General features: G+C 59.6%; 13 protein-coding genes. 7 read left to right on the forward strand and 6 right to left on the reverse strand.

The window, feature by feature from the left end; all coding sequences use genetic code 11:
- Nucleotides 1-16: 16 nt before the first annotated feature.
- Nucleotides 17-1,054 carry an ABC transporter substrate-binding protein gene (locus tag LG385_RS11480; protein WP_225774400.1) on the reverse strand — a complete coding sequence of 346 codons (1,038 nt, stop codon included), beginning with the start codon at nucleotides 1,052-1,054 and terminating at the stop codon, nucleotides 17-19.
- A gap of 284 nt (nucleotides 1,055-1,338) precedes the next feature.
- On the opposite strand from LG385_RS11480, the gene LG385_RS11485 reads away from it, so the two are divergent.
- Both LG385_RS11485 and LG385_RS11490 read left to right on the forward strand, forming a co-directional pair.
- Complete coding sequence (locus LG385_RS11485) at nucleotides 1,339-2,586, forward strand: GAF domain-containing sensor histidine kinase (protein WP_225774401.1); 1,248 nt, start codon at nucleotides 1,339-1,341, stop codon at nucleotides 2,584-2,586.
- The gene (locus LG385_RS11490) at nucleotides 2,583-3,332 is read left to right on the forward strand and encodes a response regulator transcription factor (RefSeq protein ID WP_225774402.1); all 750 of its coding nucleotides are present in this window, start codon (nucleotides 2,583-2,585) and stop codon (nucleotides 3,330-3,332) included. The genes LG385_RS11485 and LG385_RS11490 overlap by 4 nt, the downstream gene beginning before the upstream one ends.
- Here LG385_RS11490 and LG385_RS11495 read toward each other — a convergent pair.
- Nucleotides 3,311-3,667, reverse strand: a complete 357-nt coding sequence (locus LG385_RS11495) for a hypothetical protein (protein WP_225774403.1) — start codon at nucleotides 3,665-3,667, stop codon at nucleotides 3,311-3,313. The genes LG385_RS11490 and LG385_RS11495 overlap by 22 nt on opposite strands.
- Before the next feature lie 2 nt (nucleotides 3,668-3,669).
- A complete protein-coding gene (locus tag LG385_RS11500) occupies nucleotides 3,670-3,840 on the reverse strand; it encodes a hypothetical protein (RefSeq protein WP_225774404.1) in 171 nt (56 codons plus the stop codon).
- Between the two features lie 245 nt (nucleotides 3,841-4,085).
- Between LG385_RS11500 and LG385_RS11505 the strand changes: the two genes are divergently transcribed.
- From LG385_RS11505 to LG385_RS11525, 5 genes are all read left to right on the forward strand, one after another.
- Entirely contained in the window at nucleotides 4,086-5,183 is a 1,098-nt protein-coding gene (locus LG385_RS11505) for an FUSC family protein (RefSeq protein ID WP_225774405.1), read from the forward strand.
- The gene (gene surE, locus LG385_RS11510; RefSeq protein ID WP_225774406.1) at nucleotides 5,176-5,949 is read left to right on the forward strand and encodes a 5'/3'-nucleotidase SurE; all 774 of its coding nucleotides are present in this window, start codon (nucleotides 5,176-5,178) and stop codon (nucleotides 5,947-5,949) included. Before LG385_RS11505 ends, surE begins: the two co-directional genes overlap by 8 nt.
- 115 nt (nucleotides 5,950-6,064) lie before the next feature.
- Nucleotides 6,065-6,937, forward strand: a complete 873-nt coding sequence (locus tag LG385_RS11515; protein ID WP_225774407.1) for a helix-turn-helix domain-containing protein — start codon at nucleotides 6,065-6,067, stop codon at nucleotides 6,935-6,937.
- Between the two features lie 146 nt (nucleotides 6,938-7,083).
- Nucleotides 7,084-8,352 carry a DUF1479 domain-containing protein gene (locus LG385_RS11520; protein ID WP_225774408.1) on the forward strand — a complete coding sequence of 423 codons (1,269 nt, stop codon included), beginning with the start codon at nucleotides 7,084-7,086 and terminating at the stop codon, nucleotides 8,350-8,352.
- Between the two features lie 61 nt (nucleotides 8,353-8,413).
- A complete protein-coding gene (locus LG385_RS11525) occupies nucleotides 8,414-9,694 on the forward strand; it encodes an ABC transporter substrate-binding protein (RefSeq protein ID WP_225774409.1) in 1,281 nt (426 codons plus the stop codon).
- A 49-nt stretch (nucleotides 9,695-9,743) separates the two neighbouring features.
- Here the strand turns inward: LG385_RS11525 and LG385_RS11530 are convergent, their stop codons facing one another.
- The 3 genes from LG385_RS11530 to LG385_RS11540 are packed head-to-tail and all read right to left on the reverse strand — an operon-like array spanning nucleotide 9,744 to nucleotide 10,996.
- Nucleotides 9,744-10,040, reverse strand: a complete 297-nt coding sequence (locus LG385_RS11530) for a winged helix-turn-helix domain-containing protein (protein WP_225774410.1) — start codon at nucleotides 10,038-10,040, stop codon at nucleotides 9,744-9,746.
- 13 nt (nucleotides 10,041-10,053) lie between these two features.
- Nucleotides 10,054-10,548, reverse strand: a complete 495-nt coding sequence (locus LG385_RS11535) for a M48 family metallopeptidase (RefSeq protein ID WP_181122238.1) — start codon at nucleotides 10,546-10,548, stop codon at nucleotides 10,054-10,056.
- A gap of 46 nt (nucleotides 10,549-10,594) precedes the next feature.
- Nucleotides 10,595-10,996, reverse strand: coding sequence for a response regulator transcription factor (locus tag LG385_RS11540; RefSeq protein WP_225774411.1), 402 nt, complete (start codon nucleotides 10,994-10,996; stop codon nucleotides 10,595-10,597).
- Between the last annotated feature and the right edge of the window lie 9 nt (nucleotides 10,997-11,005).

An 11,005-nucleotide genomic window follows, 5' to 3' on the forward strand; every position in this document is an offset into this window, starting at 1 on the left:
CAGGCGGCATGGTCGGTCAGTTGGCGCTCAGCGCCGCGGCGGGTTTGGCCTGCAGCTTGGCGACGTCATCCACGGTATACACCTGGGTCACGATGCCGCCCTTCTCCACCCCCTTGAGGGCGGTGTCGAGGTTCTCCTGGGTCACGCTGAGCGCTGGCGACAGCAGGTCATGGGGCAGCTGCTTGCCATCGAGCAACTGCTGCGCCACCCAGAAGGCCAGGCTGGAAATGCTGGGGGCGCTGGAAATCGAGAACGACTGGTAGCCGTTGGCGTCGCGCTGTTTTTTCCACCACGACAGCTCTTCTTCGCGGTTGCCGAATATGATCGTGGGGGTTGGCCGGCCCGCGTTGGCGAAAGCCTGGGCGGCACCGTAGCCGTCGTCACCCTGGGTGACCACCGCATCGACCTTGGGCAGGCTGGGCAGGATACCCGCCACGGCTTTCTGCGCCACAGTCTGGGTCCAGTTGCCGTTCACCGAGCCTACGATTTTCAGGTTGGGGTATTTCTGCGCGCCGGCCACGATGCCGCTGTGGATCTGCTCGTCCACAGACACGCCGGCCAAGCCGCGGATTTCGAGTACGTTGGCGCCGTTCGGGAAGCGCTTGGCCAGGTAATCCATCTGGTCCAGCCCGCTTTGCTTGAAGTCCATGGAAATGCGATAGGCACACGGCTCGGTCACCACCCCGTCGAACGACACCACGATGATCCCGGCGTCGCAGGCCTGCTTCACCGTGCCATTGAGCGCCGTGGGCGAGGCGGCGTTGATCACGATCGCGTTGTAGCCCTGCAGGATAAGGTTCTGGATTTGCGCCGCCTGCTCGGTGGCCTGGTTCTCGCCGGTGGTGAGCGCGTCCGTGGAGGCGACCACGCCATCCTTGACCGCCTTGTCGGTGGTTTCTTTCCAGCTGGCGAGCATGTTTTGCCGCCACGAGTTGCCAGCGTAGTTATTGGACAGCGCAATGGTTTTATCCGAAGTATCGGCGTGGGCAACAGCGAATGGCGACAGCAGCAATACACTCGACAACAGCACGTGCCGCAATGGAGGACGTTTCATCAGCATGACCCTTGTTATTGTTGTGGGCTAGTGACGGCCGGCCTGAGCCGGTCGGTTTCATGACGTTCCGGGGCGAGTCTGCGCCTGGGATCCAGCGGCGTCTTCGGCGATCGGCGCACACGTTACGCAGGATCACGCACACCACTTGCGGGATCCCGCACCCTGCGAGCGCACCCATGCAAGCGCTTGACGCCCGAGCGCGCTAGGCTGTGCAGGCAGTGATCCAATGCGCCATGATGTGATCTCCATACCGGCATGCCCCAGAACAATAAAGGCCAGGCACCGTGCAGCGTCCACACATTCCTCCTGAAAAAGTGCTGCAGCACTTCCTTGGCGTATCCCGCGCCCTCGCCGGGTTGCTGGATTTTCAGTCCATGATCAACGCCGTGTCCCATGAGGTGCGCTACATCCTGCCTCACGATCACATCGACGTGAGCCTGCTGCTGCTCGATGGAGAAAATCACCTGCACGCGTATGAAACCGGCGTGCTCACCGCCTGGAGCGAATTCGTCGACCACCCGCTGCCGATTGCCTTGAGCCCCATCCGCACCGTGCTGCAAGGCAGTGAGCCGTTCATCCTCACGGATAACGCCATGACCGATGAGCGCTTCCAGTTCTCCGGCGCTTTCAACCAGCCCATCTTCGATGCGCAACTGCGCAGCCGGCTGCATGTGCCCCTGCGCGCCTGCGGCGAGATCATCGGCGCGCTCAGTTGTTCCAAGCACAGCGCGAACTGTTATACCTTGGGCGACGTGCAATACACCCAACACGTGGCGGACCTGCTGGCCTCCTACCTTTATGCCCTGCGCCAGACCGACCAGGCCAAGAAGCTGGCCATCGCCAAGGAACGTATCGTTGCCCGCGAAGAAGGCCTGCGCCTGGGCGCGCTTCGCCTGACTGAAGAGCTGGAAAACGAGCGGCAGCGCATCGGCATGGACCTGCACGACCAAACCCTGGCAGACATGACCCGCCTGCACCGGCGCCTGGCGCGGCTGCAAACCACCGACGCTGGGGTGGCCGGCGAACTGGCGCTGATCACCGAGGCGCTGCACGACAGCATGCGCGAACTTCGGTTGATCATCGATGCGGTGAAACCCACGGTATTGCAGCTGTTCGGCTTCGAGGAAGGGCTTGAAGACCTGCTGTTGCGTAGCGTGCGCAACAGCGGCCTGGCTATTGAAACGCACCTGTACGACCACACCGATGGCCAGGCCAATCGCCTCGCTGAACCGCAGAAAGTAGCCCTGTTCCGGATCATCCAGGAAGCGGTGAACAACGCGATTACCCACGCCTCACCGTCCACCATCGACGTGATGATTCACGGTAGCCAACAGCACCTGGAACTGACGATCCTCGACGACGGCCTTGGGCTGGACGTGAAGGACCTGCTCAAAACCGGCGGCATCCGGAACATGCAGATCCGCGCGCGCTTGCTGGGCGCAAACGTGCACATCGACCGCGGCCCCGGGAACAAGGGCACGCGGGTGAAAATCCGCATGCCTTTTGGCAGCGCGCCGCTGGAGCAGCCATGAACATTCTATTGGTGGAAGACGACCCGGTTCACCGGGCATTCCTGAAGGAAGTGATCGAAGCGGCGTTGCCCGAGTGCGAGCAATTGCTTGAGGGCCAGAACGGCCTGGAGGGCGTACACCTGGCCCATGCGCACCAGATAAACGCCGTGGTGATGGACCTGCAAATGCCCCAGCGCACCGGCGTGGAAGCGGCCAAGACCATCTGGAAGGACCAGCCCGACACTTCCATCCTGTTCTGGTCCAACTACGCCGACGAGGCTTACGTGCGGGGTATCGCCCGCATCGTGCCGCCGGGCGCGGCCTATGGCTACATCCTCAAGACCGCTTCCGAAGAACGCCTGCGGCTGGCGCTGCGGAGCCTGTTCATCGAACAGCAGTGCGTGATCGACCGGGAAGTGCGCGGTGTGCAGCAGAAAACCCAGGACCTGCGTAACGGCCTTACCGACAACGAATACGAGGTATTGCAGGACATCGCCCTGGGCCTCACAGACCGCGCCATCGCCAGCCGCCGCAACCTTTCGCTGCGCACCGTGCAGAACCGGCTGCAGCAGCTGTATGAAAAACTTGGGATTTACCAGCCAGGGGAAACCGGCGAACGCGCCGCCGCCTTCAACCTCCGGGCCCGCGCCGTGAACATCGCCCTGCTGCGCAAGTTGCTCAACCCCAATGCGCTCGAGCAGGCCGAAGCCGAACTTCAAGCGTGGCTCAAGAACCCTATGAGCGATTATGTGCGCAGTTTGCCTTGAGGATGAGGCTGGCCGGTTTCCTGCGCCTTTTTTCGTAAATCGGAAGGGCGGAAAACTTCGCCCAGCACAAAAAACATACCCACGCCGCCAGCGATTGCCATGGATAATTTGGACTCCATGACAACCTGAATCCAATCCGGATAAGAGATACATCCGGCTATCAATCCAAAGGGCACGACCGATGTTCCATTGAAGAAAGCCGTCACGCAAAGCGAGGTATTGATTTTCAATCCATGGCACCATTGCAGAATGATGCGAATGAGCACACAGATAACAGCGCCTGTAAATGTTGTGTTCTCTACAGTGGCGCTGGGAATGAGTTCAAAAAGCGCCACAGCTATGCCAGCAGCGAAAGCTTCATGAGCGCTACAGCGCTGCCGGCACCAATCACACCGCCAACAACTTCCGTGAGGCCTTCAACGTGCCCACCGAGCACATTAGTGGTCACCACGCCGACAAGAGCACCAGACAGTACAAGTCTGATTACCTTGAAAACACTTTGTTTCATTACAATGCAACTCCTTGTCGCCCGAAAGTTATGTCGCTTTTCTGCGTCGCAAAGATAACATTCCTCCCATGCGCATCAAACCGAAGGACTTTCCTATAACCAACCGCGCATGATGGCCCGGCGCGCATTGCCCTTGCCCGCCCTCACCTCAGCTACTACCCTTTCCTGCGTCACCCGGCCGCTGCGCCTGCTCTATCCTGCCTGCGCGCCCACCTTCACCCCACCCTCGACCCTGAAGCCCATTGATGACCGCCTCGCTGCCTTTGTTCCTTCGCCGACTGCTACGCCCCTTGCTCGACCCTTACCGCCGCTTTCGTCACGCCCGCTTGATCCATGCCGTGCGGGTGGCAATCGGGCTGGTGGCGACCATCCTGCTGACTACCGGCATCCATTTGCCTCACGGCGAATGGGCCTCGGTCACCATGCTGATCGTGATCGGCGGGCTGCAGCACCATGGCAACATCCGCCGAAAGGCCACCGAGCGGGCATATGGCACCTTGATCGGCGCCGCCATCGGCCTGGCCATCGTTGCCCAACAAAGCTACCTGGGGTGGTCATTGCTCACCTACGTGCTGATGTCCTCGGCGTGCGGGTTTTTCGCGTACCACGCTATCGGCAAAGGGGGTTATACCGCGCTGCTGTCGGCTATCACGATTTTCATCGTCGCCGGCCATGGCGACAATCCCATATCCGATGGCCTATGGCGTACCGTCGACATCCTGATCGGCAACGTGCTGGCGCTGGCGTTTTCCTTCGCGCTGCCGCTGTACGCCGTGTATTCGTGGCGTTACAACCTGGCCAGCACCCTGCGCGAGTGCGCTGCGGTGCATGGCCGCATCGTCGCCGGCGAAGCCGTTACCAGCGATGCGCACCTCAAGCGCATGCGCAACCTCAGTGCCTCCCTGGTGCAGCTGCGCGGCCTGATGGCGTCCGTTTCGAAGGAAGTACAGATCTCGCAAACCGAGCTCGACGCGTTGCAGCGTAACCTGCGCCTGTGCATTTCTTTCCTCGAGATCCTGGCCGATACCCGCCCCCCTGCCGACGATGCCGCGGCCATGACAGCGTTGCGCTCATCGCTTGAAGCCGAGCACCGCTTCATTCGCCGGCAACTGGTCGGCATGGCGCGCGCCCTCCGTGACGGCCACACCGAGCAGCTGCTGCGAGGGGCAGAACGCCCTGCCGGTCAACCCGCAGAAGAACTGCCCTACCCCGCACTGGACGGCTACCGGGCAATGACCCGGGAGCTGGCCGCCAACATCGACGACATGCGCCACCGCCTGGCCAAGACCGCCCCGCGCTGGAACTTCGCCCATTCCCCTCAGGAGCCTGATACCGATGACTGAACCACGCCTTGAACGTGTGCTGCTCACTAACGATGACGGCATCGACGCGCCGGGGTTGGCCGCGCTCGAAGCGGTGGCCGCCGAGTTGGGCGTTGAGGTTTGGGTAGTGGCGCCGGACCACGACCAGAGTGGCGTCTCCCATGCGCTCAGCCTGCATCAGCCGCTTCGGGTGACCCATCGCGGCGACAGGCGCTTTTCCGTCTCCGGCACGCCCGGGGATTGCGTGGCCATGGCCGTTTGCCAACTGATGCCCGCCCCACCACAGCTGGTGCTTAGCGGGATAAACAAAGGCGCGAATCTTGGGCGCGAAACCGTATTCTCCGGCACGGTAGGCGCGGCCATGGCAGCGCTGTTGTTGGAGCTTCCGGCCATTGCCCTGAGCCAGGCCTTCACTCGCCGCGACGCCGTGCGCTGGGACACCGCGCGCCAACTCGCGCCCGGCGTTATCCGTCAGCTATGGGCCGCCGGCTGGGCGCCCGGCGCTTGCCTCAACGTGAACTTCCCCGACGTTCCTGCCGACCAGGCCGGCCCCTTGCAAGTGACCCGCCAGGGCCGTGGGCGTATGCGGGGCTTGGAGGTAACGGGGCGTACCGATTTGCGTGAACAGGCGTATTACTGGCTGAACATCAAGCGCGATGACACGCCCGATGCCCAGGACAGTGAAACCGCGGTGATTGCGCGGGGCGGGATTGCGGTGACGCCGCTGCACTTTGAGCGGACGGAAGAGCAGGCGCGGGACGAGTTGGAAGCAAGGTTGAGAGGCTAACAAACGATCGGCTCATTGTTGGGGGGCGAAAGCTTTCAGACTGGCAATAGGCCTGAGTGTGTTCTGGCGATAACGCAGTGGCGTATCGAGGCGCTCGTAAAGCAGAATGAGCGCCATGAAAGCCAGCTTCGAGAAGGTCCCTACCCCAACCAACGCTTCCTGGACGCTGCTGAACAGGCGGCTGGCCGATGCCATTCCTTTCGAATGGCACCATCACCCTGAGTATGAACTCACGCTTACCTTGAATAGCCGGGGTCACCGCTACATCAGCAGCGATGTTGGCTGCTATGACGATGGTGATCTGGTGCTCGTAGGGCCCAATGTGCCACACAGTTGGTCCTCTACCGAGCTGATCCGGGCCGGGCAACCGCACCACGCGTTGGTTATCTGGTTTACAGAGGCGTGGGCTGAATCGCTGGTGAGCTTGTTTCCAGAGATGGGGCCGCTGCGCCCGTTACTGGTGGCAGCTCAGAACGCGCTGACCTTCAGTGAAGGGGCATCACGCCAAGTACGGCCAATGATCGAGGCGATGGTGGCTCAGGAGCCTGCCGAGCGGCTGGCATCCCTGCTCCTCATACTGAACATATTGGCGCGGGATAGTCAGGCCACGCGGATCCTTCCTGCCCAGCCTTTGCATACCCGCCTGAAAGTCATAGAAGACGATCGTATTCATCGGGTACTTGAATTTCTGCACTTGAATTACGCAACTGCGGTGAGCGTCCCCGACTTGGCGGAAATAGCCTGTGTCAGCGTGTCGGCATTCCATCGGATGTTTCGCAGGCACACACGGTGTACCGCGATGGATTATGTTATGCGGTTGCGAATCGGGCATGCATGCGAGCTTCTGATGCAGGGCAATGGGACGGTGTCTCTTGTTGCCGAGCAGGTTGGCTACACCTCGCAGGCGCTGTTCAACCGCCAGTTCAAAGCGCTGAAGGGGCTGACACCCTCGGAATTTCGTCGGCGGCACGGCCACTATTTTCAGTAGCGTGCCTCCATGGCCGATAGGCTGATCGGCTCTCTCTGGCTGGCCAGAACGCCACAATAGTATTGAAGTTCGCTGCAAAGGACACTGCCGGTGACACAGTCGGAAGTGCTCTCATACCTGTACTAAACAAAAATACAGGTTCTAGCATGAGCAAGTATCAAGCTTTTGAATCCGCTGCTCTCCCGGAAAATTACAAAGACAGCATCGTCAAAATGAAGCGCGCATTACGGGCCCGGATCGGTGACGTCGACGGGTTGTTTACCCAGGTGAGTGATTTCATTCGCGCTGAAATCGCCTTTATCAAGGATCAGGAGGCAAGGACAGGATCCGGATGGCCAGTGCTGGACTTCAACGCCATCGATCAAGGAAGCGTCACTGAGGAACAGATAACGCACATCAAGCGCCGTGGCTGCGTGGTCATCAGAAACCATTTCCCTCGAGATCAAGTACTGAGGTGGGAAAAGGACCTGCTGGATTACCTGGACAAGAATGAATTCGACAGCGTTTACCGAGGCCCCGTCGACCAGTTTTTCGGTAACCTGGATGCATCCAGGCCCGAGATCTTCCCGATCTATTGGTCCAAGGCCCAGATGCAGTTACGCCAGGATGAACGCATGGGCAAAGCGCAGTCTTTCTTGAACCGCCTATGGAAAACAAATTCCCATGGCCAGGAATGGTTCAACCCGGATGTCAATGCCCTCTACCCTGACCGCGTGCGGCGCCGCCCGCCGGGAACCACCTCCAAAGGCCTGGGCCCGCACACCGACTCTGGCGCGCTGGAGCGTTGGCTGCACCCGGCTTACCTGAAAGTGTTCGACAAGATCTACAGCAATGAATTTGCATCGTACGACCCTTGGGACGCCGCCTTCCGTACAGAAGTGGACGAGTATGCGTACAAGGACACCGTCAAATGTTCAGCCTTCCGTACCTTCCAAGGGTGGACTGCCCTTTCGGACATGAAGGCGGATCAGGGCGTTCTGCATACCTTGCCAATTCCTGAAGCAATGGCTTACATGCTACTGAGGCCGCTGCTCGACGACGTGCCCGAAGATGAGTTGTGCGGGGTAGCGCCGGGCAAGGTTCTGCCAGTCTCCCGGATATGGCACCCGCTACTGGTAGAAGGGCTTACGCCCATTCCTGATGTTCAGGCCGGAGATTCGGTCTGGTGGCATTGCGACGTAATCCATAGCGTTGCACCGGTCGAACATCAGCAAGGCTGGGGCAATGTGATGTATGTCCCCGCCGCGCCGATGTGTCCCAAGAATTTGCGCTACGCGCAGCAGGTGTTTCGCGCTTTTGAACAGGGGGCCTCTCCCGACGACTTCCCCAGAGAGGATTACGAAAAATCCTGGGAGGACCGGTTCACCCCAGAGGAATTGAATGCGATCGGCCGTGCAGGCCTAGGGCTTGAGTAAGCGTCACCCGCTTAACAACGGCAAGCTACATAACCACCTATAAAACAATAAAGGTCACGCCATGAACCAACTCAGTCGCCTCGCCGCTATCATCTCGCTCGCTTCATTGCTTCCCGCCGTAGCCCATGGTGTGGAGCGCAAAGGAACCGTCGAGGTCGTGCACTATTGGACGTCCGGTGGGGAAGCCAAATCAGTAGATGTGCTCAAAAAAATCATTGAAAAAGATGGTTTCACCTGGAAGGACAGTGCCGTAGCAGGAGGCGGTGGCGGCGCGGCAATGACGGTGCTGAAGACCCGCGCGGTTTCCGGAAACCCTCCCTCGGCGGCGCAAATCAAGGGGCCGGACATTCAGGAGTGGGGAAAGCTGGATTTGCTTACCAGCATTGACGATGTCGCGAAGGCTAATCAATGGGACACCCTGCTCCCCAAGGCGGTAGCCGATACCATGAAATACGACGGGCACTACGTGGCGGTGCCGGTCAATATTCACCGTATCAACTGGCTATGGATCAATCCGGCCGTACTCAAACAAGCTGGCGTGGCAAAAGCCCCCGCTACGCTCGAGGAGCTTTACGCCGCCGGAGATAAACTTAAAGCCGCCGGGTTCATTGCCATTGCGCACGGCGGCCAGGCCTGGCAGGACACCACGATTTTTGAAAACCTTGTGGTAAGCATCCTAGGGGCTGATGGCTTTAAAAAAGCCTTCATTGACATGGATGCGGGTACGTTGACCGGCCCGAAAATGGCTGGAGTATTTAGCGCATTGCGCAAGATCCAAGGGTATCTGGACCCGAACGGCTCCGGTCAGGACTGGAACCTGGAAACGGCAAAAGTCATCAACGGCAAGGCTGGTATGCAGATCATGGGGGACTGGGCCAAGAGTGAATGGACCGCAGCGGGCAAGCATGCGGGTGCCGACTACGAGTGTGTGCCGTTTCCAGGCTCACAAGGCTCATACAGCTACACCATCGATTCGCTCGCCATGTTCAAGCCTGCTGAGAAGAACAACACCCCAGGTAACATCGCTGCGCGCAATGACTTGGCCAAGGTTGCACTCGAGCCCGACTTCCAATACACCTTTAATCAGAACAAAGGGTCCATCCCCGTCATCAAGGGCTTGGACATGACCAGGTTCGATAGCTGTGCCCAGGCTTCGGCCAAGGACTTTGCCGAAGCAGAGCGTTTGGGCACCCTCGCACCAAGCATGGCCTTCAATATGTCCACTTCCCAAGCTGTTCAGGGCGCGGTATTTGACGTGATCACTAACTTTCTGACTGACAAGTCCGCTGACCCCAATGTGGCAGGGAAAAGACTGCTCGCTGCAGTCACCGCCGCTCAATAAGAAACGCTGAACATTGCCGCGGGCGCCTGTTAAAAAGCCCTGCGGCGTGTCAGGGATACTGCAGCACGGCTTTAATCCTCGCGAGGTTGCGTTCTACCCAACCACGGTCGATCGCTCCCCACTCCCGGATCCGGTAGTGGCCTATATGGTTACGCTCGCCCTCGGCCTGTTCGAACTCACACACGATATCCAGCTCCGCCAGCGCTGCCACGGTGTCCTGGGCGGTGCGCCTTGGCATGCCGGTGACCTCGGTCAAGGCGGGGATGCTGCTGGCCAAGCCGCTGTCGATCAAGTAAGCCACGTACAGGCGCCGGTAGAAACTGGTGCGGGTTTTGCTGACATCCATGGACAACTTCCGGTCAGGTGGCGAGGTCACGCCAGGTAAGATAGACCCGCAGGTCGAATTCCAGCTGGTGGTAACCCGGCTGCATATATTCGCAGAGCTTGTAGAACGCCTTGTTGTGGTCGGATTCTTTCAGGTGCGCCAATTCATGTACCACGATCATTTTCAGGAACTGCGGTGCGGCCTCCTTGAACAATGAAGCGATACGGATTTCTTTCTTGGCCTTGAGCTTGCCACCCTGCACACGGGAGATCGCCGTGTTCAACCCCAGCGCGCGGTGGGTAAGATCGAGCCGGTTATCGAACAGCACTTTGTCGGGGCTGGGCGCATTGCGCAGATGTTCCTGCTTGATGTCCAGTACATAGCCGTACAGCGCCTTGTCGCTTTGTATAGCGTGCCGCTCCGGATAGCGCTGCTGCAAATAATCGCCCAGGCGCTGCTGCTCGATCATCTGGCGTACTCTGGCTTGCAGGTCGGCGGGATAGGCTTGCAGGTATTTGAGCGGGGGCATGGCGGCAGCGCGTTGGAAGAGTGAGCCGCCAGTGTATCTCAACCGTTTACGCTGCCCCAGTCGCAGCGCTGGTGGAAACGCCAGGCATCGCCCCGCGGATCGACGACAGCAATTCCTCGGCGGTGAAGGGTTTTCGCAAGCACTGGTAAGCACCTTGAGCGGTGGCTTCTGCAAGGGAAACGTCATCCCAGAACGCCGACATGCAGATCACCGGCAAGCTTGGTGCCCGCTGGGCCAGCAACCTTTGCACTTCCGTGCCCTGCATGCCTCCCATCCGTAGATCCATAAGTACGCACGAGAGCTCCCCCATATCAGGGAAAGCGAGGATTTCCTCGCCCGAGGGAAAACTCATCGCGCTGTAACCGGCAGCCTTCAGCAAATTAGTAAGACTTTTACGAACAGAATGATCGTCATCGACCACGGCTATGTTCATCAATGTAGTGTTCATTCAGCGATA

Source organism: Pseudomonas sp. Marseille-Q5115 (assembly GCF_916618905.1).
GTDB classification, from domain to species: Bacteria; Pseudomonadota; Gammaproteobacteria; order Pseudomonadales; family Pseudomonadaceae; genus Aquipseudomonas; species Aquipseudomonas japonica_A.